Here is a 24,832-nt window from a genome sequence, read left to right on the forward strand (position 1 = left end):
GCGCTTGGAAAGATATGACAGACAGCAACAACCCCGGCCGCAAGACGCTGGGCATCAAGACCTCCACGACCGGCGCACCGCGCAAGGCGAACCGCCCGGTGCGCGTGTCGGACCTGAACCGCAAGCGCGTGCAGGATGTCGTCACCGGCATCAAGCAGGCCAAGGATCGCGCGGCCGAGAAAGACAAGCGCAAGCCGGCGCCGGCCGAAGGTGCACCACGGCGCTTCGAGGGCGAGCGTACCGAGCGTCCGCGCCGCTTCGAGGGGCAAGGCTCGGATCGCCCGCGTCGCTTCGAAGGCCAGGGCTCGGATCGTCCGCGTCGTTTTGAAGGCGAAGGCTCGGATCGTCCGCGTCGCTTCGAGGGCCAAGGGTCGGATCGTCCGCGTCGTTTTGAAGGCCAGGGGTCGGATCGTCCGCGCCGTTTTGAAGGCGAAGGCTCCGATCGCCCGCGCCGTTTTGAAGGCCAAGGCTCGGATCGGCCGCGTCGCTTCGAAGGCCAAGGCTCCGACCGCCCGCGCCGTTTTGAAGGCGAAGGCTCGGACCGCGCGCGTCGGTTCGAAGGCCAAGGCACGGACCGCCCGCGTCGCTTCGAAGGCCAAGGCTCCGACCGCCCGCGCCGTTTTGAAGGCGAAGGCTCCGACCGCCCGCGTCGCTTCGAAGGCCAGGGCTCAGACCGCCCGCGTCGCTTCGAAGGCCAAGGCTCCGACCGCCCGCGCCGTTTTGAAGGCCAGGGCTCGGATCGTCCGCGTCGTTTTGAAGGCCAGGGCTCGGACCGCCCGCGCCGCTTCGAAGGCGAAGGTGGCCAGCGCCCGCGCCGCTTTGGCGACGATGCGCGTACGGACCGTCCGCGCCGCGATGATGGTGCGCCGCGCCGTGGCGATGCACCGGCACGCCGATTCAGCGACACGTCGGACCGCGCCCGCCCGGTGCGCGGCGACCGCGGTGAACGGTTCGAGCGCGCGGAACGCCCGGCCCCGCAGGCCCCGGCCGAGCCGCGTGAAGACGGCCTGGTCCGTCTGTCCAAGCGCATGTCCGAACTGGGCCTGTGCTCGCGTCGTGAAGCCGACGAATGGATTCCGCTGGGCTGGGTGCTGGTCGATGGCGAGCCCGTGACCGAACTCGGCACCCGCATCCGCCCGGACGCCGAAATCGAAATCCGGCAGGAAGCGCGCTCGGAGCAAGGCGAGCGCGTGACGGTGCTGCTGAACAAGCCGGTCGGCTATGTCTCCGGCCAGGCCGAAGATGGCTACGAGCCCGCCGCCGTCCTGTTCACGGCCGAGAACCAGTGGGAGCAAGACCCCACGCGCAAGCGTTTCGCGCCGTGGCAGCGCAAGAACCTGGCCCCGGCGGGCCGGCTCGATATCGACTCCACCGGCCTGCTGGTGCTCACGCAGGACGGCCGCGTGGCGCGGGCGCTGATCGGCGACGATTCGACCGTCGAAAAGGAATACCTGGTGCGCGTGGAGTGGGAATCGCCACAGGGTCTGGTCGACCGCAACATCAGCGCCGTCTTCCCCGAAGACCAGCTGGAGCGCCTGCGCTTTGGCCTGTCGCTGGACGGCGTGGCGCTGAAGCCCGCCAAGGTGAGCTGGCAGAACGAAGAGCAGTTGCGTTTCGTGCTGCGCGAAGGCCGCAAGCGCCAGATCCGCCGGATGTGCGAACAGGTGGGACTGAAGGTGGTGGGCCTCAAGCGCGTGCGCATGGGCCGTATCGCGCTGGGCGACCTGCCGCCGGGCCAGTGGCGCTTCCTGGGGCAGTTCGAAAAGTTCTGAGGCGGCCCGGGCAGCCTTGACTCACCGGCCCCGCTCCCGCATGCGGAGGGGGGCTACCCCCTCACCCATGCACCGGCGGCAGCTTCCTTAGCGCGGCCTCGGCCTGCTCATCGGCCGGCACATAGACCAGCAGCCGCGCGCCATTGCGCGGCGCGGTCCAGAAATTGGTCTGCGTCAGCTGGAAATCCCCGGTTTCCGGATGGGTGAAACGCTTGACGTGATTCTGGATGCCGCGCACCTGGTATCGCTGCCAGAGCTGCTGGAAGGTCTCGGACACCGCCATATAGCGCGCCAGCTGCGCTTCCCACAGCGGATCGTCGACGTGCTCGGCCATCGCCGCCCGATACATCGCCACCATGTTGCAGACCATGCTTTCCCAGTCGGGCACGGCCTTGCGCCAGCCCGGGTGCGTCAGTGCCAGATAGATGCAGTTGCGGTCTTCCGGCGGCAGGCTCGGGACATTCATCCCCAGCAGGCGGCAATAGGCGTCGTTGTGCGCCACGATGTCGAAGCGGGCGTTCTGGACCAGCGCCGGGATCGGGTCGAGCTGGTCAAGCATCCGCTGCGTGGTTACCGACACCGTTTCGCAAACCGACGTGCCGGCCAGTGCCGCAGGGCGTTGCAGGCCGGCCAGCGTGAACAGGTGCTCGGTCTCGGTCGGCGAGCATTGCAGCGCGGCGGCCACCGCATTGAGCACCTTTGGCGACACGCGGATCGGCCTGCCCTGCTCCAGCTTGGTGTACCAGGTGATGCCGATATCGGCCATCGCGGCCACTTCCTCGCGCCGCAGGCCCGGCGTGCGGCGTCGGCCGGCGCGCGACAGGCCGATCCGCGCCGGATCGAGATTTTCGCGGCGCGCGCGCAGGAAGGCGCCCAGTTCGGCCTCCCTGCCGGTGCCGGCATGGCCGGCGAACTCGGGCGCTTCGTTGTCCGTTGGCAGGCCGGTTCCCGGATTCAACAGCACACTCGGTTCCTGACGGGCGTTCATGATGGATCACTCCTGCGTAGCCTGACACTGTTTATACCAGTCTAACTGGACTCTTGTACCAGTCTGAATGCATGACCATACTCGCAGCCTCACGCCTTGTCGAGGTCCGCATGCCATGAAAGCCCCCGCACCTTCCCTCCATACTTCCGCACCGGATTCCACACCGTCACTGGGTCGGACCGGCCTGTACGTGCTGCTGGCCGGTCAGTTGCTGCCGCAGATCGACTTTTCCATCGTCAACGTGGCGCTGCACCCCATTGAACATTCGCTGGGCGCCTCGCCGGCCGAACTGGAACTGATGGTGGCCGTCTACGGCGTGGCATTCGCCGTGTGCCTGGCCATGGGCGGCCGGCTGGGCGACAACTTCGGGCGCCGCCGCGTTTTCAACGCCGGCGTGCTGCTGTTCGGCATTGCCTCGTTGCTGTGCGGCGTGGCCGGGTCGATGCTGGTGCTGCTGGGCGCCCGGTTGCTGCAGGGCGCAGCCGCCGCGCTGCTGGTGCCGCAGATCCTGGCCACCATCCACGTGGCCCTGCGCGGGCACGCGCACTCCCGTGCGCTGGCGCTGTTCGCGTCGGTGGGCGGTGTGGCCTTCATCATCGGGCAGGTGCTGGGCGGCTTCCTGGTGGATGCCGATATCGGCGGCCTGGGCTGGCGCAATGCGTTCCTGATCAACCTGCCCGTTTGCGCGGCCATCCTTTGGCTGTCGCCGCGCGTGATCCCGGAAACGCGGCGGGACAATCCGGCCGGTGTGGATGTCCCCGGCACGGCGCTGCTGGCGATGGTGATCCTGGCCGTGCTGCTGCCCGTGGCGATGGGGCCAATGTTCCACTGGTCCTGGCCCGTGCTGGCCACGCTGGCGGCGGCGGGCCCGCTGACGCTGTGGCTGTGGCAGGTTGAAAAGCGCCAGGAACGGCGCGGCGTGCATCCGCTGCTGCCGCCGTCGCTGTTGCGGCTGCCGAGCGTGCGCTTCGGCTTTGTGGTGGCCATCCTGTTCTATGCGTGCTGGAGCGGCTTCATGTTCGTGCTGGCGCTGGCCCTGCAGGGCGGTGGCGGCATGACGCCGACGATGGCCGGCAACGCGTTCATTCCGCTGGGCGTGGCGTTCTCGGTGGCCTCGCTGCTGAGTCCGCGTGTGGTCGGTCTCTGGGGCCGTACGCGCGTGCTGCTGATCGGCTGCCTGATCCAGATGGCCGGCATGGCGGCGCTGGCCTGGACGCTGCGCCATGTCTGGCCGCATCCCGACCTGCTCACGCTAGCCGCGCCGACCATGCTGATCGGTATTGGCAACGCGCTGGTGGTGGGCTGCTTCTATCGCATCGGGCTGGCCGATATTCCGCCCGATCACGCCGGCGCAGGCAGCGCGGCGCTGGCCACGGTACAGCAGGCGTCGCTGGGTCTCGGTTCGGCGCTGCTGGGCACGGTGTTCGCCCAGCGCCTTCACCACGGCGGCAGCTACCTCGATGCCACGCTCGCGAGCCTGGCGGCCGAGCTGGTCCTGATGACGATGCTGGTGGCGGCGGCCGTGATCTATCACGCCCGCCACGGCCAGCCGGTGCTGGCCACTGGTGCCGCATGACGGACCCGGGCAGGGGCCGGCCAGGCCCGCCGCCTGCTCAGTCGTCGTAGTTGGGCGGCAGTTCGGGGAACAGGACTTCCGTGAAGCCGAAGCGCGTGAAATCCTTGACCCGCATCGGATACAGCACACCGATCAGGTGATCGCACTCGTGCTGCACCACGCGCGCGTGGAAGCCATCTGCCACGCGCTCGATCGGGTTGCCTAGCATGTCGAAGCCCGAGTATTTCAGGCGGGTGTGGCGCGGCACCACGCCGCGCAGGCCCGGCACCGACAGGCAACCCTCCCAGCCGTCTTCCATGTCGTCGGACAGCGGCTCCAGCACCGGATTGATCAGCACGGTCTTGGGCACCGTCGGCGCATCGGGATAGCGCGGGTTGCGATCGAAGCCGAAGATCACCACCTGGAGGTCCACGCCGATCTGCGGCGCGGCCAGGCCGGCGCCGTTGGCATGCTCCATCGTGTCGAACATGTCGTCGACCAGCAGCCGCAGTTCCGGCGTGTTGAACTCGATCACCGGCCGCGCCTTCTGCAGCAGCCGCGCATCGCCCATCTTCAGAATCTCGCGGATCATTGCGGTTCTCCGTTCTCGGGGGCATCGGCCCCGGCGTCGGCCAGCAGCTTGAGCATGCCGTCCTCGTCCAGCACCGGCACACCCAGCGCCTGCGCCTTTTCCAGCTTGCTGCCGGCTTCGGCGCCAGCCACTACGTAATCGGTTTTCTTCGATACCGAGCCCGCCACCTTGGCGCCGGCGGCTTCGAGTTTTTCCTTGGCGTCCTCGCGCGACAGCGTCGGCAGCGTGCCGGTCAGCACGATGGTCTTGCCGGCCAGCGGCAGCGGCGCCCGTGCCGTCGGTTCCGATTCGACCCAGTGTACGCCTGCGGCACGCAACTGCTCGATCACCTCGACGTTGTGCGGCTCGGCGAAGAAATTGGCGATCGATTGCGCCACCACCGGCCCCACATCGTTGACTTCCAGCAGCGCGGCCTCGTCGGCGGCCAGCAGGTTGTCGAGCTTGCCGAAGTGCTTGGCCAGGTCCTTGGCCGTGGCCTCGCCCACGTGGCGGATGCCCAGCGCAAAGATAAACCGGTTCAGCGTGGTCTCGCGCGACTTGTCGATGGCCGCCACCAGGTTCGTGGCCGACTTGTCGGCCATGCGGTCCAGCGCGGCCAGCTTGGCCACGCCAAGCTTGTAGAGGTCGGCCGGCGTGCGGACGATGCCCATATCCACCAGCTGTTCGACGATCTTGTCGCCCAGGCCATCCACATCCATCGCGCGCCGTTGGGCAAAGTGGATCAGCGCCTGCTTGCGCTGCGCCGCGCAGATCAGGCCGCCCGTGCAGCGGGCTATGGCCTCGCCCTCGAGCTTTTCCACATGCGACCCGCATACCGGGCACGCGGTGGGCATCACGAAGGCGCGGGCGTCGGCAGGCCGGCGCTCCAGCACCACGGCCACCACCTCCGGAATCACGTCGCCGGCACGGCGAACAATCACCGTATCGCCAATATGCACATCCTTGCGGCGGATCTCGTCCTCGTTATGCAGCGTGGCGTTGGTGACGGTCACACCGCCGACGAACACTGGCGCCAGCCGTGCCACGGGGGTGATGGCGCCGGTCCGGCCCACCTGCACCTCGATGTCCTCGACCGTGGTGGTCATCTCCTGCGCCGGGAACTTGTGCGCCAGCGCAAAGCGCGGGGCGCGCGAGACGAAGCCCAGCTGTTCCTGCTCGGGGATGGCATTGACCTTGTAGACCACGCCGTCGATGTCGTACGGCAACTGGTCGCGGCGCGCGCCGATATCGCGATAGAACGACAGCAGGCCCTGCGCGCCCTTGACCACGCGGCGTTCGTCGCAGACCGGCAAACCCAGCGCGGCGAAGCCGTCCATCATCACGCTGTGCGTGGCCGGACGGTCGGCGCCCTGCAGCTCGCCCAGGCCGTAGGCGAAGAAAGACAGCGGCCGCCTGGCCGTGATCCGCGGGTCCAGCTGGCGCAGGCTGCCTGCCGCCGCATTGCGCGGATTGACGAACGTCTTTTCGCCGGCCTCGGCCTGGCGCGCGTTGAGGCGGTCGAAATCGGCGCGGTACATGAACACCTCGCCGCGCACTTCCAGCACGGCCGGGGCCTTGCCGCGCAGCTTCAGCGGAATGGCCTTGATGGTGCGCACATTGGCGGTCACATCCTCGCCGGTCTCGCCATCGCCGCGCGTGGCGGCCTGCACGAGTTTGCCGTCCTCGTAGCGCAGCGACATGGCCAGGCCGTCGAACTTCAGTTCGCACGCGTATTCAACGGCGCTTTCGGCCGCTTCGGCGGCACCGAACAGGTCATCGGCCGGCGCCGCGACGGCGGCCTTGCCCAGCCCCTGTGCGCAGCGGCGGTCGAAACTGACCACGTCCTCGTCCTCGAAGCCGTTGTTCAGCGACAGCATCGGCACGCGGTGGCGCACCGTGTCGAACGCAGCCAGCGGCGCCCCGCCCACGCGTTGCGTCGGCGAGTCATCGGTCAGCAGGTCGGGATGCTCGGTTTCCAGCGCCTGCAGTTCGCTGAACAACGCGTCGTATTCCGCATCGGGAATGGTCGGCGCATCGAGCACGTAATACTGGTAGCTGTGGCGCTCCAGTTCGGCGCGCAGCCACTGCACCCGCTCGGCGGGGGACGCATGGGCCGGCAAAGGGGCGGCGGGCGCGGGGCCCGGAGCCCGCGCGCCTGGATGCTTGGCGGTCATGGGGGCTCCGTCGTTATACGCTGAACAGGCGCTGGGCCACCGGCGAACCGGCCGGCATGCCGCGCGCTTCCAGCTTTTCGTAGAGCTTTTCGAGCTGGTTGAAGATTGCCACGAACGACGCTTCGGTCAGCGGACGCATATTGTCGTCCACCAGTTGGGCGCCCATCCGCTGCGCCAGGCTGTAGCCGTACTCGCAAACCGTCTTGAACGGCTTGATCGTCTGCGCGGCCTGCGGCACGTCGAGCAGCAGCGTGATCTGGCGGCCCGCGTTCAGCGTCAGGTCGTCGCGCAGGAAGTTCGTGTCGCCGAACTGCAGCGTGAACAGCGGCCTCTGCACGCCATCGGCGCCTGGTTCGTAGCGGATGAACCGCGTGCCGTCGCGCGACAGCACCAGGCCGTCCTGCGTGGCCACGGTCTGCACATAGGCGGCCGACCACGGCGCGCCGTCCGAAATCACGTTGACGCCCAGCTGCACGTCGGCACCGGCCGCAAAGCCGTCCAGTTCGCGTGCGTTGGCCACGGTCTCGGTCATATCGGGCAGGTCGGCCGATGCATCCAGCGCCTCGGCCAGTGCTTCCACCGCGTTGACGAACTCGGAGAATTCCAGCGCATTGAGCGGGCCGCTGCGGTTGGCCAGCTGCACGGCCACCTGCAGGTCTTCGTACTGGTGACCGGCGGTGACCGGCTCCCAGGCATTGGCTTCGACGCGCAGGCCTTCGATATGCACCTGCTTCGTGCCAGCGCGGCGCAGACGGCCCGTCAGCGGCAGGATGCGATCACCGGACGCCTTGCGTTCCAGGTGCATCGGCACGATGCAGTCGATCAGCGGATCGATGACCGCGGCGGCGGGCTGGCCGTCCGGGACGGATACGGTGGCGGGGGCCGGGGCCGCCTTTGCGACGGGTTCCCCGGCAACCTGGCTGCCGGCTTCACGCCCGGCGTCCGCCAGTGCGTCGGCATGGGTCCCGGCTTGGGCTTGCGCGTGCGCTTCGGCGTGCGCGTCGGCGTCAGCATCGGCATGCCCGGCAGCCGGGGCGGCTGCCACGGCCACCTCGTCGGCCACGATGTCGTCGGCATCGGCCGAACTGGCGGCGGCATGGGCGGCGGCGGTGGCCATGGCAACGTCGGCCGGCGCGTCACGCTTCAGGCCCTTGCCAGCCTCGCCCAGCGTCGGCTCGCGCCGGCTCACGTGCTCGGGCGGCGCTTCCTTGAGCTTGGCCTGCGTTTCGGGCTGCGTGGTCTTGCCCACCACCGGCTCGCGCATCGGCGGCAGGTCGTCCTCGGGCATCAGCGGCCGCACGCGGCGCGCCTTGTGGATCTGCCAGCGGTTATAGGCCACCAGCAACAGCAGCAATACAACACCCGCGATGATCAGTGCGTTCTGCAGTTCCATCTTAAGCGGCCTCCGCCATCGATACGGCTGCATCCATGTCCACTGCCACGATCCGCGAGACACCCTGCTCCTGCATCGTCACGCCAATCAGTTGGTGGGCCATCTCCATCGCAATCTTGTTGTGGGAAATAAATACGAACTGTGTCTTGTCGGACATACGCGCCACCATGTTGGCGTAACGCTCGGTGTTGGCGTCGTCCAGCGGCGCGTCCACCTCGTCCAGCAAGCAGAACGGGGCCGGGTTCAGCTGGAACATCGCGAACACCAGCGCAATCGCCGTCAGGGCCTTTTCGCCACCGGACAGCAGGTGAATCGTCGAGTTCTTCTTGCCCGGCGGCTGCGCCATCACTTGCACGCCGGCGTCCAGGATTTCCTCGCCGGTCATGATCAGCCTGGCCTGGCCACCCCCAAACAGCGCCGGGAACAGCTCGCCGAAGTGATGGTTGACCTGGTCGAACGTGCCTTGCAGCAGCGCCCGCGTTTCCTGGTCGATCTTGTTGATCGCGTCTTCGAGCGTGTTGATGGCGTCGGTCAGGTCGGCCGACTGCGCATCGAGGAACGTCTTGCGTTCGCGCGCCGCGGCCAGCTCGTCCAGCGCCGCCATGTTGACCGGGCCCAATGCGTTGATGGCATTGTTCAGGCGCGTCACCTCGCCCTGCAGGTACGACGGCTTGAGGTCGCCGGTCAGCTTTTCGGCCAGCGCCGCTTCGTCGACCTCGGCCGTGGCCAGCTGCTCGGTGAACTGCTCCTGGTTCAGGCGGGCCGCCTGTTCCTTGAGCTGGCATTCGGTGATGCGGTCGCGCAGCGGCTGCAGGCTGCGTTCGGCCGCCAGCCGCTGTTCGTCGAACTGGCGCAGCTGTGCCGACAGGGCATCGAGCTCGATGCGCGCGGCGGACAGCTTCTGCTCCTTCTCGGCGCGCACTTCCAGGGCTTCCTGCAGGCCGGTATTGGCGGTCTGTTCGTTGATCGTTTCGAGCTCGGCGCGGGCGTTTTCCAGCGATTCCGCCACGCGCTCGCGCTGGTCGGCGGCCATCTGGATATTGCGGCGCAGTTCGTCGATCCGGCCGGCCAGATTGCGCTCCGCAAACACCGCTTCCTGGGCGCCGCGCTCCAGGTCGCGCAACTGCTGCCGCGCGTGGGTCAGCTGGGTATCCAGGGCATCGAAGGCCATCTGCTGGTCTTCGTGCGCCGCCTGCAGTTCGGCCAGGCTTGTATCGTGCTGCTCGAAGCTGGCTTCGGATTCGGCACGGATGGCGCGCTGCTCGTCGATCTGCGCGTCGATTTCGCCCAGTTCCTCGCGGATCTGGTTGCTGCGCGCCGAAAACCGCTCCATGGCCTGCGACAGCTTCAGCACGTCCATCTGCAAGGCATGCACGCGGCGCGTGGCCTGCTCGGCGCGCGCACGCGCCTCGATCAGCGTCGTGCTGGCATGCGTGTACGCGGTCTCGGCGCGCACGGCATTGGACCTGGCCTCGTCGGACAGCAGCATCTGCGCGCGCGACTGCTTCTGCAGGTTCTCGATCTCCTGCTCGCGGGCCAGCATGCCGGCCTGCTCGGAATCGGCCGCGTAGATCTGGATCGCGTTGCGGCCCACCAGATGGCCTTCGGCCACCACGAACTGGGCGCCTTCGGGCAGCGTGCCGCGTGCCGCCAGGGCCTGCGACATGTCGGTGGCCGTGTAGATGTCGGCCAGCCAGTCCTGCATCACCGCACGGATGCCGGGCTCGGTGATCTGCACCAGCGACATCAGCGGACGCAGCCCGGCCGGGGCTTCCACCGGGCGCGCGGCGGGCGGCGGCGTGTAGAACGCGAGCTTGGACGGCGGGGCGTCGGACAGGAAACCCTTGACCCAGTCCAGGTTCGACACTTCCAGTGCCGCAAGCTTTTCGCGCAGCACCGATTCGAGCGCGTTTTCCCAGCCCGGCTCGATATGGACCTTCTTCCACAGGCGTGGCAGTTCGGCCAGGCCATGGCGCTCCAGCCAGGGCTGCACCTTGCCATCGGTCTGTACGCTTTCCTGTAGCTGGCGCAGCGCCGCCAGGCGGGCGTCCAGCGATGCAATCGCGGCCGTCTCGCGCTGCACGCGCTCCTGCGCCGCGCGGCGCTCGGCGTCCAGGCGCGGCACCGCCTCCTCGGCATCCATCAGCGACGCCTGGGCTTCCTCGAGCGTGGCTTCCTGCTCGGCCAGGTCCATGCGCAGCGCTTCAAGCCGCACTTCGTCGGGACGGTCGAGCCCTTGCTCCTCGGCCTTCAGGCGTTCCTTGCGCTGCTCCAGCTGCTGCAGCATCTGGTTGGCGTTGCGCTGGTGCGCGGCTTCGAGCTTCAGTGCCTGCTCGGCCTGCATGATGGCGCTGCGCTGGTCGTTGAGCTTCTGCTGGGCGTCGCGCCACTGGGCTTCCAGGGTGGGCAGCTCTTCGCTCTTCTGGGCAACGGCGTCCTGGGCCTCGATCGTGCGCGCCTCGGCCAGCGCCAGGTCTTCCTCGGCCTGCGCAATGTCGTCATTGGCCTGGTCGGCCTTGCCCTGCCACTGCTCGCGCTGGGCGGTCAGCGCGGCGATCTGCGCCTGCAGCCGGTTGCGCGACTCCACCACATAGCGGATCTCGGCTTCGAGCTTGCTGACTTCCGCGTTGGCCTCGTACAGGGCGCCCTGCGCGGCGTGCATGCCATCGGATGCGGCATAGTGCGCCGCGCGCATGGTTTCGAGTTCGGCCTCGACATGGCGCAATTGCGCGGTCTGGGCTTCCAGGTCGATCTGCGCCTGCTCGATGGCGCGGGCATGGCGTTCCTGCTCTGCCTGGGCTTCGCGCTTGCGCAGCAGCCACAGCAGGTGCTGCTTTTCCTCGCCTTCGGACTGCAGTTGCCGGAAGCGTTGCGCCACCTCGGCCTGGCCTTCCAGCTTGTCGAGGTTGTAGCCCAGTTCGCGCAGGATGTCTTCCACGCGGGTCAGGTTCTCGCGCGTGTCGCCCAGCCGGTTTTCGGTCTCGCGGCGGCGCTCCTTGTACTTGGACACGCCTGCGGCTTCTTCCAGGAAGATCCGCATGTCATCGGGCTTGGCCTCGATGATGCGCGAGATCATGCCCTGCCCGATGATGGCGTAGGCGCGCGGCCCCAGGCCGGTGCCCAGGAAGATGTCCTGGATGTCCTTGCGGCGTACCGGCTGGTTGTTGATGTAGTACGAAGACGTGCCGTCGCGGGTCAGCACACGCTTGACAGCCACTTCGGCGTACTGGCTCCACTGCCCGGCGGCACGCCCTTCGGCGTTGTCGAACACCAGCTCCACGCTGGCCCGGCCCGCCTGCTTGCGCGCGGTGGAGCCGTTGAAGATCACGTCCTGCATGGATTCGCCACGCAGTTCCGACGCGCGTGATTCGCCGAGCACCCAGCGCACCGCGTCGATAATGTTGGATTTACCGCAGCCGTTAGGACCTACGATGCCGACCAGTTGGCCAGGCACTTGAAAATTGGTGGGGTCGACGAAGGACTTGAAGCCCGCCAGTTTGATCGAGGACAGTCGCACGGTTGTCGTGTGGTTTGGGCGATACGAAATTGGAAACGCCGGGCCCACGCCGGAGCACACGGCAAGACGTGACGCCTGCGCCGCAAACTGCCCCCGGTACCCGATAGATTGGCGCTCATCATACCATCGCCAATCCATTGACCGGCCGTTTTCGCCACCGTTGCCGCCCCCGCGAAGCGGTCGTTGCCCGACTTGAAAAACCGTTGTACTTCCGATACTTGCGGGCGATGCTGCATGCACTTTCTAGCCCCTGGCGTTGTTTCATGAAAACGTCACGCTGGCAAAGCCGCCGGAAACTTCTTAGGGTTAGTGCTAGTCTCTGGAGATGCCGGCGTGATCCCGGGGTCCCACTCCCCATGCGCCGGGCCCGTCGCTCCGCCACGCCTGCCGCTGTCCTGGCGCGCGCGGCCAGTCTGAAGCTTGATTGCCTGCATCGCAGCAGTTTTGGAGGACTGACCATGACCCGAACCCCACCGGCCGAGACGCCGGGTGACCTGCCGTGGTCCATCGCCGAGATCGACTACAACGCCATCGACGTCGCAAAAGTCCGAGACGATCGCACGCTCTTCTATCTGCTGACCGGCGCCTCGTTCATCGAGAGTGGGTCGGACACCTACGCCGGCAATCTGGCGCAGTACTACGCCGACGTGCCCGACGCGGCCGAGTGGCTGTCGCAGCACTGGGAATCCGAGGAACTGCAGCACGGCCTGGCGCTGCGCCGCTATGTCGAGCATGTCTGGCCCGAATTCGACTGGGAACGCGGGTACCGCCGGTTCTTTGACGAGTACAGCAAGACCTGTTCCGTCGACAATTTCGAGCGTACGCCGGCATTGGAAATGGCCGCGCGCTGCGTGGTGGAAACCGGCACCGCCACCTATTACCGGGCACTGGAACAGGCCAGCGACGAGCCCGTGCTGCGCAACCTGACGCGCCGCATCGCCAATGACGAAGTGCGCCACTACAAGCATTTCTTCCGTTATTTCAATGACTTGAGCAGCGACGAGCGGCTTGGCCGGGCCAAGGTGCTGGCCGCCCTGGCGCGCCGGCTGCTGGAAATCAAGAACGAGGACGCCGAAATCGCCCTCCGGAACGTGCTGCGCATCGAGCAGAACCGCGAAGACGTGCCGGATCGCGAGGTGCGTGCCCTGAATTCGCGTTGCAGCGCCGTCATCCGGCGCCACCTGCCGATCGAGATGACGGTCAAGATGCTGTTGCGCCCCCTGCACCTGCATGCGCGCCTGGAAGACCTGGTGCGTCGGCCCATCGTCGCAATGGTGTCGCGGGTGATGCTGTATTGACGGGCGCCTGTACGGGGTACCTGCGCCCGCCCGCGCTTTCCGGTCATGTGCCCGGCGCGATATACTTCTGCGTTTCAACCGCCCCGCCGCCCTGCCACCGTGAATCCGCGCCTCGACCTGCTCCAGACCTACCCTTTCGAGAAACTGCGCGCGCTGGTGGCCGATGTGAAACCGGCCGACAAGCCGGCCATCAGTTTCGGCATTGGCGAGCCCAAGCATCCGACGCCGCAGTTCATCAAGGACGCGATGACCGCATCGCTGTCCGGGCTGGCCACGTACCCGGCCACGGCCGGCACCGACGCGCTGCGCCAGACCATCGCCGGCTGGCTGGAGCGCCGCTACCACCTGCCGAACGTCGATGCCGCCACCCAGGTGCTGCCGGTCAGCGGATCGCGCGAGGCGCTGTTTGCCTTCGCGCAGACCGTGATCGATGCCAGCCGGCCCGATCCGCTGGTGCTGTGCCCGAACCCGTTCTATCAGATCTATGAAGGCGCGGCCCTGCTGGCCGGTGCCCGCCCGGCTTTCGCCAACAGCGATCCGGCGCGCAATTTCGCCCCGGCGTTCGACCAGATCGATGCCGATATCTGGCCGAAGGTGCAGCTGCTTTACGTGTGCTCCCCGGGCAACCCCACGGGCGCCGTGCTGTCGCTGGACGACTGGAAGCAGCTGTTCGAACTGTCGGACCGCTACGGGTTCGTGATTGCTTCGGACGAGTGCTATTCCGAGATCTATTTCGACGAAGCCACGCCGCCGCTGGGCGCGCTGGAGGCCGCCCACAAGCTGGGTCGGGGCTTCGAGCGCCTGGTGATGTTCTCGAGCCTGTCCAAGCGATCGAACGTGCCGGGCCTGCGCTCGGGCTTCGTGGCCGGCGACGCGGCCATCCTGAAGAAATTCCTGCTGTACCGGACCTACCACGGTGCCGCGCTGAACCCGGCCGTGCAGGCCGCCAGTGTGGCCGCGTGGGGCGACGAGGCACACGTGCGCGACAACCGCGCCGCCTATGTGCGCAAGTTTGCCGAAGTCACGCCGCTACTGGCCCAGGTGCTGGACGTGGCGCTGCCCGACGCGGCGTTCTACCTGTGGGCCGATGTGTCGCGCACGGGCCTGAGCGACACCGAGTTCGCCGTTCGCCTGCTGGCCGAGCAGAACGTGGCCGTGCTGCCGGGCAGCTACCTGGCGCGCGATGCGCACGGTGCCAACCCCGGCAAGAACCGCGTGCGCATGGCGCTGGTGGCCACGCCCGACGAGTGCCTGGAAGGTGCGCGCCGGATTGTCGAATTCTGCAAGTCGCTGGGCTGACAGACCCGGCGCCCCGCTTCGCCTGTTTCACCGATCGAATGCCCTGGCGCCGGGGCACCTGCCACCGGCGCCGCCTCTTACACAAATCACCACTGAGAACACCATCATGACGCAAGCTCTGCAAGCCCTGATCGACCAGGCCTGGGAAGACCGCACCAGCCTGTCGCCGAAGTCCGCGCCGAACGATATCCGCGAAGCCGTGGCCAACGTGATCTCGCAACTGGACGCCGGCACGCTGCGCGTGGCCGAGAAGCAAGGCCAGGACTGGATCGTCAACCAGTGGGTCAAGAAGGCCGTGCTGCTGTCGTTCCGTCTGGAAGACAACGCGCCGATGAGCGCCGGCGGCTTTGCCCAGTTCTACGACAAGGTGCCGACCAAGTTCGCCAACTGGAGCCAGGACGACTTCGCCAAGGCCGGCTTCCGCGTGGTGCCCCCGGCCGTGGCCCGCCGTGGCTCGTTCATCGCCAGGAATGCCGTGCTGATGCCGTCGTACGTGAACATCGGCGCCTACGTGGACGAAGGCACGATGGTCGACACCTGGGCCACCGTCGGTTCGTGCGCCCAGATCGGCAAGAACGTTCACCTGTCGGGTGGCGTGGGCATTGGCGGCGTGCTGGAGCCGCTGCAGGCCAATCCGGTCATCATCGAGGACAACTGCTTCATCGGCGCCCGTTCGGAAGTGGTGGAAGGCGTGATCGTTGAAGAAAATTCGGTGATCTCGATGGGCGTGTACCTGGGCCAGTCGACCAAGATCTACGACCGCGAAACGGGCGAGATCCACTATGGCCGCGTGCCGGCCGGTTCGGTGGTGGTGGCGGGCAACCTGCCGTCCAAGGATGGCAAGTACAGCCTGTACTGCGCCGTGATCGTGAAGAAGGTGGACGCGCAAACCCGCGCCAAGACCAGCCTGAACGACCTGCTGCGCGACTGATCCCACGGACCTTTCGCGCCGCACCCTGCCGCCGGGCCCGTCCCGGCGGCAGATCACAGCCCCGCCGATGCCATCCTCTGCCAAGCGATTCATGGCCCTCGACCCCGCCACTGTCAGTACCGTGCTATCCCTGCTGCCCACCATCCTCGAACAGGCCAACAAGACCATCGAGAAGCTCAAGAAGGGCAAGCGCAAGGACGGCAGCGAAAGCACGCAGCCCGACGCCGAGCCACCGCGCGACCCGGCCGCGCGCATCGCGGAACTGGAAGCGGCCGCCGTGCAGCAGGCCGAGGCGGTCAAGCTGCTGGCCGAACAGCACGCGATCACGATCGAGGCGCTGCGCCGCGAGGCCGCGCGGCTGGACCGCCGGCTGCGCCTGATGACAGCCGTGGCCATGGCTGGCGTGGCATTTGGCCTGGGTGGGCTGATCATCGCGATCAACCTGCTGTTCCGTTAATTTCACCCCGATTCCGTGCACCATGACCGTCCTGCTCTACGGCATTCCCAACTGCGACACCGTCAAGAAGGCCCGCACCTGGCTGGAATCGAACGGTGTCGATTACACGTTCCACGATTTCAAGAAGCAAGGCGTTGACGAGAAGATGTTGCGCGCCTGGCTCAAGCACGTGCCGCTGGCCACGCTGCTGAACAAGAAAGGCACGACGTACCGCGCGCTGTCCGACGCCGACAAGGCCCGGGCGGACAACGAAGCCGGCGCCGTGGCCCTGATGCAGACCAGCCCGTCGCTGATCAAGCGCCCGGTACTGGATCGCGATGGCAAGGTCAGCGTGGGGTTTTCCGCCGACACGTACGCCTCGCTGTTCTGAAGACCCGCATTTCGCACCATTCGTCGCACCTGCCCGTACCATGAACCCGACCCTTGCCCTGACCGAAGACCTGATGCGCCGCCGCTCGGTCACCCCTGCCGACGAAGGCTGCCAGTCCGTGCTGGAAGCGCGCCTGACCGCGCTTGGCTTTACCTGCGAGAACATCGTCAGCGGCCCTGACAGCTTCCGCGTGACCAACCTGTGGGCAGTCAGGCGCGGCACGCAGGGCACGGCGGGCAAGCTGCTGGCCTTTGCCGGCCACACCGACGTGGTGCCGACCGGCCCGCTCGACCAGTGGTCGTCCGACCCGTTCGAACCGACCCAGCGCGACGGCAAGCTCTACGGCCGTGGCGCGGCCGACATGAAGACGTCGATTGCCGGCTTCGTGGTGGCCTGCGAGGAATTCGTCGCCCGCCACCCCGACCACGCCGGTTCCATCGCGTTCCTGATCACCAGCGACGAGGAAGGCCCCGCGCACGACGGCACCGTGAAGGTGGTGGAAGCCCTGAAGGCACGCGGCGAACGTCTGGACTACTGCGTGGTGGGCGAGCCGACCTCGGTCGATACGCTGGGCGACATGGTGAAGAACGGCCGCCGCGGGTCGCTGTCGGGCAAACTCACGGTCAAGGGCGTGCAGGGCCACATCGCCTACCCGCACCTGGCGCGCAACCCGATCCACCTGGCCGCGCCGGCGCTGACCGCGCTGGTGGCCGAGACGTGGGACCAGGGCAACGAGTATTTCCCGCCCACCACGTGGCAGATGTCGAATATCCACGCGGGCACCGGCGCCACCAACGTGATTCCGGGCCACGTGACCATCGACTTCAATTTCCGCTTCTCGACGGCCAGCACGCCGGAGGGCCTGAAGCAGCGTGTGCATGCGATCCTGGACCAGCACGGCCTGGAATACACGCTGGACTGGACACTGGGCGGCGAGCCGTTCCTGACGCCGCGCGGCGATCTTTCCGACGCGCTGGCGGCCGCCATTGCCGCCGAGTGCGGGGTGACGACCGAGCTGTCGACCACGGGCGGCACGTCCGACGGCCGCTTCATCGCCAAGATCTGCCCGCAGGTCATTGAATTCGGCCCGCCGAACGCCAGCATCCACAAGATCGACGAACACGTGGAAGTGCGCTTCATCGAGCCGCTCAAGAACGTCTACCGTGGCGTGCTGGAACGCCTGATCGCCTGATCGGCTGATCGACTTACCATTGGAACGACCCACCGCCATGGCTACCCCCTCCCCCCTGAAGACCGTCCGCGACCTGCTGCGCCTGGCCGTTTCCCGATTTACGGCCGCCCGACTGTCGTTCGGCCACGGCAGCGCCAACGCCTATGACGAAGCGGCCTACCTGGTGCTGCACACGCTGAACCTGCCGCTGGACACGCTCGATCCGTTCCTCGACGCGCGCCTGCTGCCCGAGGAAGTCGACGCCGTGCTCAAGGTGATCGACCGCCGCGTCACGGAACGCGTGCCGGCCGCGTACATCACGCATGAGGCGTTCATGCACGGCCTGCGCTTCTACGTGGATTCGCGCGTGATCGTGCCGCGCAGCTTTATCGGCGAATTGCTACAGGACGGCCTGGAGCCATGGCTGGGCGACATCGGGGAGATCGGCCCGGTGCTGGAACTGTGCACCGGGTCGGGCTGCCTGCCGATTATCGCCGCGCATGTCTGGCCCAATGCGCGCATCGACGCCGTGGACATTTCGTCCGACGCGCTGGCCGTGGCCCGCCGCAACGTGGCGGACTACAAGATGGAACACCGCATCGCGCTGTTCGAGGGAGACCTGTACGCGCCGCTGCCTTCGGGCGCCACGTACGAAGTGATCCTGACCAATCCGCCCTATGTCAACGAACAGTCGATGCGCGAACTGCCGGCCGAGTACCTGGCCGAACCGCGCCTGGCACTGGCCGGCGGCGACGACGGCATGGACGTGGTGCGCCGTATCATCGCTGGCGCCAAAAAGCGTCTGAACCCCGGCGGCGTGCTGGTGGTGGAAATCGGCAACGAACACGACAACGTGGAAGCGGCCTTCCCCGACCTCGATATCGTCTGGCTGTCGGTCAGCGCGGGCGATGACCAGGTGTTTCTGGTGACGTACGACGCGTTGCCGGATTGAGTGCAAGTCAGGGCCGCAAACCACCAAGATTTGGTGTGTGGTTTGGGGTCGAAATATATAAAAAGTTCGGCCAGCGCAAATTCGGTGTGGCGTATGGCGGTGCACCACGCATTTTGAGTGCCGTAAACAGCACTGCCTAATAAAAAGTAGACGAGTAGGCCGAAAAATATAAAAATTCTTCGTCTGCCTAATAAAAAGTTGCGCCCCTAACATCACTTTAAGGGGTCGCCATGCACAGTATGCGATTGGTTGGATATGCCCGGCTGCGTGAACAGCTGGACCTTCCCGCTGTTCCCGTCGCCCGCGAAGCCCGCGCGGGCGCCACGACGCGCATATTGGCAACCGCCGATGCCGTGCTGTTTCCGCGTAAAGTTGCGCCGCCTGAAGGCGCGTCGCCACTGGCGCATGTGCTGTTTGCGCTCAAGCATGAGGGCGTCAACCTGGCTATCCTGGCTGGCGCCCTTCCAACGATCGAACACGCCGATCTCCAGGCCGAAATCGACGCACAGCCAAACAGTCGCTACGTCCGCATCGCGGCGCTGCTCTGGGAACACTTCACAGGCGAGATCGTGACGCCACGGCAATCGACCAAGGTGCCCTATGTGGACCTGTTCGATCCCGCACGCTATTACACGGCCGAACCCGGTCAGCTGTTTCCACGCTGGCGCGTTCGGTTCAACGGCCTGGGCTCACTGGACCAATGCGTGAATGTCCAACGCACCGATGCCATACAGGCCGTGCTGGACATGGACGTCTTTGCCCGCATGGATACGTTCATCGCCACGGTGGGCAAAGACCTTCTCGATCGCGCGCTGAACTGGGCCTACCTGAGCGAGACAGAGAAGTCCTTCGAAATCGAGCGTGAACGGCCGACGCTCGACAAGTCCGAACGCTTCGTCCGGCTGCTGCAGCACGCTCACGAACGGCGGCCGCTCGATGAGGAATACCTGACCGAGCTGCAGAACGACATCATCGCCAATCCGTACGACCAGGCCGTGCAGTACCGCAACGAGCAAAACTGGCTGCGGCGCGGCGGCCATGGCGCCGCATCGGTCACCTATGTCCCGCCGCACCCCGACGACGTGCCGGGGCTGATGCAGGGCCTTGAGTCGTTTGCCAACGCGCCTCCGCGCAATCTCGACCCGCTGATCGTCGCCAGCGTCGTCTCGTTCTGGTTCGTGTTCATCCATCCATTCATGGACGGCAATGGGCGACTGTCGCGGTTTCTTATTCATCACGCACTTTGCCGTTCGGGCAAGATGGCGAAAGGCTTCCTGCTGCCAGTCTCGGTGGCCATCAAGCGGAACGAAGCCGATTATCTGGCGGCGCTGGAGAGTTTTTCGAAACCGGTACGTGCGCTGTGGCGCGTCTGGGCCGTCGGCGATCATGAGTTCGATTGCCAGACCTCGGCAGGCGCCACGCCGTACCGCTACTGGGACGCGACGCAGTGCGTCGAATTCAGCGTGCGCATGGTCAAGGAGGCGCTAGAACATGACCTGCAGGCGGAAACGCAATTCCTGCTGGGCTATGACGAAGTAGTCAGCCGCGTGGAAGCCGAGTTCGACATTCGCAATCACGATCTGGCCACGCTGATATCGAGCTGCTTCCGTGAAAAAGGCCGGATATCGAATCGCTGGCGCAAGCAGCTTGGCACACGGGTCCGGCCCGAAACGTTCGACGCCATCGAACATGCCGTCCAGGCCGTGTTTTTTGCGGAGGCCGACAACGCCGATACGCACCGCTAAACAAAAAAACGCCGCGACCCCGCGGCGTTTTTCTTAGGAAAACTCCTAGCCGGATCAGCTTCCCGGCCCGACCGAATAGATCGTGCCGTTCGACGACACCTGATAGTAGTCGGCGCCGACGCCTACCCAGTGATACCCCTTCTTGGGCGCGGGCAGGTTGTAGTCCTTGTACTTGTCGATCACGTACTGCCGGTCGCGGAATTCTGCTGGCAGCTTTTCGCCCTTGTTCCATTTCTTGGGCGAGTAAGGCGACTGTGCGCCCATCGGCGCCGAGCCAGACTGGCCGGAGGACATGCTGCCTTGGGAGCCCCCCTGAGACATGCCGCCTTGGGAGCCGCCCGAGGACATGCCGCCCTGAGACATGCTGCCTTGGGAACCAGAGCTCTGTCCCCTGTTCGACATGCCCTGTGGCTGCTTGCCGCTGGTGGCCGGCGGCATCGGAGTCGCATTGGGTGGCATCGCGCCGGCCTGGCCGGGGGATGGCATGGGGGTGGGACCCGACGGCTGGGTCTGGCCGGGCATCGGTTGTTGTTGCTGGGCCTGGGCGAGCGGCACGGACAGCAGGCCGGCGGCGACCAGTACAGCGGGTATTAACGTCTTTGTTTGCATCGTGATCTCCTCACAGACGGAACACGGCAGACTGTCCCAGAACCAGGGCAGTCCCAAGAAAGCTTAGTAGCAAATGCAGGGCCCGCATGATGGCCCGATGTCGACCTGACGTCTCCCGGGCCGGCTTTCTCCAATGCTTTCAGGGACTTGGAGCGCGTGCGCCACGGACGCCCAAACTGAAAAAATGGCGCAGAGGATCGGTGATCGCCGGTAGTTTTGGCATGCAGCCGTGTCATATCTTCCCGCGCCGCCTTCCTTGCGGTTCCGGCTTCCCGGGCGCGATGCCTGCTGCGGCGCGCCATAACATTTTCTTGAAGCGGCGCGCAAAGTCTCCTAGAAATTGGTCAGACCGCTTGACCATTTGTCCGCTGCCTGCCCGGGATACCCCATGCCGCTTCAGCAGATCGAACCGCGTCGCCTGTACCGCCAGATTGCCGACCAGCTGCGCCGGTTGATCGAAAGCGGCGAGTTCCCCGTTGGCGCGCGGCTGCCGCCCGAGCGTGACCTGGCGGTGCAACTGGGCGTGTCGCGTCCGTCGGTACGTGAGGCCCTGATTGCGCTGGAGGTGGAAGGTCTGGTCGAGGTCCGCATGGGATCGGGCATCTATGCCTGCGCCGCCGATGCCACGCCACCGGCCGCGCACGGTGGCGGCATCGTGGCCGCGACGCCGCTGGACGTAATCCGCGCCCGCCAGGTGATCGAAGGCGAAATGGCCGCCGGCGCCGCGCGCCACCGCACGCCGGCGCTGCTGGAGGCGCTGGCCGAATCGATTGCGCTGATGGAAGAGGAAGCCGGCGGCGGCAATATCCCCGTGCGCGGCGACCGCATGTTTCATCTACGCATTGCCGAGGTATCGGAAAACGCCGTGCTGCTGCGCCTGGTGGCCGAGCTCTTCGACGAGCGCCATAACCCGCTGTTCGCGCAGTTTGGCAACCATTTCGAGAATGCCGAAAGCTGGGCCGCCGCCATTGCCGAACACCGTGCCGTGGTGAACGCCATCGATTCCGGGTCGCCCGATGCGGCGCGGGCCGCGATGTGCGACCACCTGGAACTGTCGCATCACCGCTTCTATGCGGCATGGCCGGGTCATGGCAAAGACGTGAAAGTCCACAGCGAGGAGTCGTGATGTCCCTGACCTGCCATATCCACGCCAGCGAAGACCTGCGCTTTACCGAAGTGGAACCGGCCGCCCCCGGCGCGCACGATGTGCTGGTGCGCCTGGGCGCGGCCGGCATCTGCGGGTCGGACCTGCACTACTACTTCCACGGCAAGGTCGGCGCGTTCGTCATCCAGGAACCGCTGACGCCGGGGCACGAGGCGTCCGGCATCGTCGAAGCGGTGGGCAGCGCCGTCACGCGTGTGGCGCCGGGCATGAAGGTGGCGATCAATCCGTCGCACGCGTGCGGCCAGTGCGACTACTGCCGCGCCGGCCGCGACAACCTGTGCCGCAACATGCGCTTCCTGGGCAGCGCCAGCGTGTTTCCGCATGTGCAGGGCATGTTCCGCCAGCACTTCCCGATGCATGAGCGGCAGTTGACGCCGGTGCACGCCGATATCTCGCTGGGCGAACTGGCCTTTGCCGAACCGCTGTCGGTGGCGCTGCACGGCGTGAACCGGGCTGGCGAACTGCTCGGCAAGACCGTGCTGGTGACCGGCGGGGGCACCATCGGCAGCCTGACCGTGATGGCCGCGCGACTGGCCGGCGCGGCGCAGATCATCGTGTGCGATATCGCCCAGCGGCCGCTCGACGTGGCGGCGGCGGTGGGCGCCGACCGCACCATCCTGACGACGCAGGTGTCCGCCAGCGAACTGCAGGACATTGCCGATGTGAGCCTGGAGGCCGCCGGCAGCGTCGCCGCGCTGGGCACGTGCCTGACGGCCACGCGCCGTGGCGGCCGCATCGTACAGGTAGGCACTCTGCCGGCCGAAGGGCTGCACTTTCCCGCCAACAGCATCATGGCGCGCGAACTCGATTACGTGGGCGCGTTCCGCTTTGGCCGCGAATTCGACTGGGCGGTGCAGTACCTGACCAGCCGGCGGCTCGACGTGCGGCCGCTGCTGTCCGCGCAGTTGCCGCTGGCACAGGCGGTCGAGGCCTTCCAGCTGGCCGCCGACAAATCCCGCAGTACCAAGGTGCAGTTGACCGGGTAAGGTTTTGCCCTCGCATGCCGACTGGTCACCTCTATAAGACCGGCGGATCTTTCACCGAAAAAGGAGACCCATGATGCTACGTCGCCGGCAGTTTTCGTCCATGCTCGGTGCGGCCCTGCTGTTCGCCGCCACCCTGACCACCCCCGCGCTGGCCCAGCAGGCTGCCCCGATCAAGCTCAAATGGGCGCACGTCTATGAAACCTCGGAGCCGTTCCACAAATGGTCGGTCTGGGCCGCCGACGAGATCAGGAAGCGCAGCAACGGCAAGTATCAGATCGACGTGTTCCCGGCGTCGCAACTGGGCAAGGAGAACGATATCAACCAGGGCCTGGCGATGGGCACGGTGGACATCATCATCTCGGGCTCCAGCTTCGCGGCCAAGTCGTTCCCGCGCATCGGCGTAACGTACTACCCGTACACCTTCCGGGGCCCCGACCACCTGCTGGCCTACACGAAGAGCGACATCTACAAGGAACTGACGGCGGGCTACGAGCAGAAGACCGGCAACCATATCGTGGCCACCACGTACTACGGCACGCGCCAGTCCACGTCGAACAAGCCGTTCTCGCACTGCGCCGAGATGAAGGGCCTGAAGATGCGCGTGCCTGACGTGCCGGCCTACCTGGCCATGCCCCGGGCTTGCGGCGTGAACACATCGCCGATCGCGTTTGCCGAGGTCTACCTGGCGCTGCAGAACGGCACCGTGGAAGCCCAGGAGAATCCGCTGACCACCATCGAGGCGAAGAAGTTCTACGAAGTGCAGAAGTACATCGTGCTGACCGGCCATATCGTCGATCACCTGAACACGATTGTCTCGGGCGCGCTCTGGAAGAAGCTGTCCGAGCCGGAGCGCAAGATGTTCCTCGACGTGGCCCAGGAAGCCGCTGCCAAGGCCACGGCAGACGTGGTGGCGCGCGAGAAGGAACTCGTGGCGGTGTTCAAGCAAAAGGGCATCACGGTGACCGAGGTCAGCATCCCCGAGTATCGCGACGCCGTGCTCAAGAACGTCAGCGTCGAGTCGCAGGGCTATCGCAAGGCGGACTGGGAAAAGATCCAGGCGGTGAAGTAACGAACTTTGCTTGCCTGCCGGTTGCCTCCCCTCTCCCACAACGTGGGAGAGGGGCTGGGGGAGAGGGCCCGGCGGTTCAAATCCCCGATTTGCCGGCAAGCAGATCCTCAACGCCCTCTCCCCCGCCCCTCTCCCGCCAGCGGGAGAGGGGAGAAAAACCACCACAGGAACCGGAGACTTCCAATGGAATTGCGCTCCCAAGCCTTGCCCGACCGGGCCACGGACGCCCCGCCCGCCGAAGGCACGCCGCACATGACGTCCGTCGAGGAAATCGTCCAGACCTTCGAGGATGCGGATGCGCAGCCGGTGGACCTGTCCGGCTACGCCGCGGAGGACTGGTTCACCGTGGGCCTGTTCTGGATCATGACGCTGCTGGTCTTCATGCAGTTCTTCACGCGCTACGTGATGAACGATTCGCTGGCCTGGACCGAGGAACTGGCCACCTACTGCCTGATCGGCGTGGTCTTCATCGGCGCGTCGATGTGCGTGCGCAAGAGCCGGCATATCCAGGTGGACCTGATCTATCGCTACCTGCCGCATGGCCCGGCGCGCGTGCTGTCCACGCTGGTCGACGTGCTGCGCACGGCGTTCCTGGGCTACGCCGCGTGGCTGGTCTGGAAGTACATCGGCATCGTGGGCGACGAGCCGATGACCACCATCGACTGGAACAAGAACCATGTGTACTGGGCGGCGCTGCTCGGCTTTGTGCTGATGCTGGGACGCTCGATCCAGGTGACCTGGCAAAACTGGCGAAACGGCTATTCGATTCTGGAACGCCCGGAAGCCTTCGAATCGTTTGACGACTAAGGA

At 66.3% G+C, this 24,832-nt stretch carries 20 protein-coding genes; 14 read left to right on the forward strand and 6 right to left on the reverse strand.

What is annotated here, in order from left to right:
• Positions 1-14 precede the first annotated feature (14 nt).
• Positions 15-1,772 (forward strand): pseudouridine synthase, encoded by a 1,758-nt coding sequence (locus D9X30_RS25075; protein ID WP_153947795.1) that lies wholly within the window; start codon positions 15-17, stop codon positions 1,770-1,772.
• A gap of 61 nt (positions 1,773-1,833) precedes the next feature.
• Here D9X30_RS25075 and D9X30_RS25080 read toward each other — a convergent pair whose 3' ends face one another.
• On the reverse strand, positions 1,834-2,760 hold the full coding sequence (locus tag D9X30_RS25080; RefSeq protein ID WP_153947796.1) for a helix-turn-helix transcriptional regulator: 927 nt from the start codon (positions 2,758-2,760) through the stop codon (positions 1,834-1,836).
• A 115-nt stretch (positions 2,761-2,875) separates the two neighbouring features.
• On the opposite strand from D9X30_RS25080, the gene D9X30_RS25085 reads away from it, so the two are divergent.
• The gene (locus D9X30_RS25085; protein ID WP_153947797.1) at positions 2,876-4,336 is read left to right on the forward strand and encodes an MFS transporter; all 1,461 of its coding nucleotides are present in this window, start codon (positions 2,876-2,878) and stop codon (positions 4,334-4,336) included.
• A gap of 37 nt (positions 4,337-4,373) precedes the next feature.
• On the opposite strand, the gene def is transcribed toward D9X30_RS25085, so the two are convergent.
• From def to smc, 4 genes are read right to left on the reverse strand one after another with little or no spacing between them, the layout of a single operon-like run.
• Entirely contained in the window at positions 4,374-4,907 is a 534-nt protein-coding gene (def, locus tag D9X30_RS25090; RefSeq protein WP_153947798.1) for a peptide deformylase, read from the reverse strand.
• Positions 4,904-7,060 carry an NAD-dependent DNA ligase LigA gene (gene ligA / locus D9X30_RS25095; protein WP_153947799.1) on the reverse strand — a complete coding sequence of 719 codons (2,157 nt, stop codon included), beginning with the start codon at positions 7,058-7,060 and terminating at the stop codon, positions 4,904-4,906. Before ligA ends, def begins: the two co-directional genes overlap by 4 nt.
• Positions 7,061-7,073: 13 nt before the next feature.
• The gene (locus D9X30_RS25100) at positions 7,074-8,453 is read right to left on the reverse strand and encodes a cell division protein ZipA C-terminal FtsZ-binding domain-containing protein (RefSeq protein ID WP_153947800.1); all 1,380 of its coding nucleotides are present in this window, start codon (positions 8,451-8,453) and stop codon (positions 7,074-7,076) included.
• Between the two features lies 1 nt (position 8,454).
• Positions 8,455-11,970 carry a chromosome segregation protein SMC gene (smc, locus tag D9X30_RS25105; RefSeq protein ID WP_249641083.1) on the reverse strand — a complete coding sequence of 1,172 codons (3,516 nt, stop codon included), beginning with the start codon at positions 11,968-11,970 and terminating at the stop codon, positions 8,455-8,457.
• A gap of 458 nt (positions 11,971-12,428) precedes the next feature.
• On the opposite strand from smc, the gene D9X30_RS25110 reads away from it, so the two are divergent.
• From D9X30_RS25110 to D9X30_RS25145, 8 genes are all read left to right on the forward strand, one after another.
• On the forward strand, positions 12,429-13,268 hold the full coding sequence (locus tag D9X30_RS25110) for a ferritin family protein (protein WP_153947801.1): 840 nt from the start codon (positions 12,429-12,431) through the stop codon (positions 13,266-13,268).
• Positions 13,269-13,367: 99 nt separating this feature from the next.
• Positions 13,368-14,567, forward strand: a complete 1,200-nt coding sequence (gene dapC / locus D9X30_RS25115; protein WP_249641084.1) for a succinyldiaminopimelate transaminase — start codon at positions 13,368-13,370, stop codon at positions 14,565-14,567.
• 106 nt (positions 14,568-14,673) lie between these two features.
• On the forward strand, positions 14,674-15,498 hold the full coding sequence (gene dapD / locus D9X30_RS25120) for a 2,3,4,5-tetrahydropyridine-2,6-dicarboxylate N-succinyltransferase (protein ID WP_101684181.1): 825 nt from the start codon (positions 14,674-14,676) through the stop codon (positions 15,496-15,498).
• Between the two features lie 67 nt (positions 15,499-15,565).
• Positions 15,566-15,955 carry a hypothetical protein gene (locus D9X30_RS25125; RefSeq protein WP_153947803.1) on the forward strand — a complete coding sequence of 130 codons (390 nt, stop codon included), beginning with the start codon at positions 15,566-15,568 and terminating at the stop codon, positions 15,953-15,955.
• Between the two features lie 22 nt (positions 15,956-15,977).
• Positions 15,978-16,325, forward strand: a complete 348-nt coding sequence (locus tag D9X30_RS25130; protein WP_153947804.1) for an arsenate reductase — start codon at positions 15,978-15,980, stop codon at positions 16,323-16,325.
• A 40-nt stretch (positions 16,326-16,365) separates the two neighbouring features.
• Positions 16,366-17,517: a succinyl-diaminopimelate desuccinylase gene (gene dapE, locus D9X30_RS25135; RefSeq protein ID WP_153947805.1), complete on the forward strand. Its 1,152-nt coding sequence runs from the start codon at positions 16,366-16,368 to the stop codon at positions 17,515-17,517.
• Positions 17,518-17,554: 37 nt separating this feature from the next.
• A complete protein-coding gene (gene prmB / locus D9X30_RS25140; RefSeq protein ID WP_153947806.1) occupies positions 17,555-18,448 on the forward strand; it encodes a 50S ribosomal protein L3 N(5)-glutamine methyltransferase in 894 nt (297 codons plus the stop codon).
• Between the two features lie 230 nt (positions 18,449-18,678).
• Positions 18,679-20,193, forward strand: coding sequence for a Fic family protein (locus D9X30_RS25145; RefSeq protein ID WP_228770893.1), 1,515 nt, complete (start codon positions 18,679-18,681; stop codon positions 20,191-20,193).
• A 54-nt stretch (positions 20,194-20,247) separates the two neighbouring features.
• Here D9X30_RS25145 and D9X30_RS25150 read toward each other — a convergent pair whose 3' ends face one another.
• Positions 20,248-20,802 carry an RcnB family protein gene (locus tag D9X30_RS25150; protein WP_228770894.1) on the reverse strand — a complete coding sequence of 185 codons (555 nt, stop codon included), beginning with the start codon at positions 20,800-20,802 and terminating at the stop codon, positions 20,248-20,250.
• 388 nt (positions 20,803-21,190) lie between these two features.
• On the opposite strand from D9X30_RS25150, the gene D9X30_RS25155 reads away from it, so the two are divergent.
• From D9X30_RS25155 to D9X30_RS25170, 4 genes are all read left to right on the forward strand, one after another.
• On the forward strand, positions 21,191-21,928 hold the full coding sequence (locus D9X30_RS25155; protein WP_153947807.1) for a FadR/GntR family transcriptional regulator: 738 nt from the start codon (positions 21,191-21,193) through the stop codon (positions 21,926-21,928).
• Entirely contained in the window at positions 21,928-22,953 is a 1,026-nt protein-coding gene (locus tag D9X30_RS25160) for an L-idonate 5-dehydrogenase (protein WP_153947808.1), read from the forward strand. The genes D9X30_RS25155 and D9X30_RS25160 overlap by 1 nt, the downstream gene beginning before the upstream one ends.
• 73 nt (positions 22,954-23,026) lie before the next feature.
• On the forward strand, positions 23,027-24,022 hold the full coding sequence (locus D9X30_RS25165; RefSeq protein WP_228770905.1) for a sialic acid TRAP transporter substrate-binding protein SiaP: 996 nt from the start codon (positions 23,027-23,029) through the stop codon (positions 24,020-24,022).
• A gap of 183 nt (positions 24,023-24,205) precedes the next feature.
• Entirely contained in the window at positions 24,206-24,829 is a 624-nt protein-coding gene (locus tag D9X30_RS25170; RefSeq protein ID WP_153947809.1) for a TRAP transporter small permease, read from the forward strand.
• The last annotated feature ends 3 nt before the right edge of the window (positions 24,830-24,832 follow it).

It is taken from the genome of Cupriavidus sp. U2, from assembly GCF_009663685.2.
In the GTDB taxonomy this organism is placed as follows: Bacteria; Pseudomonadota; Gammaproteobacteria; order Burkholderiales; family Burkholderiaceae; genus Cupriavidus; species Cupriavidus necator_C.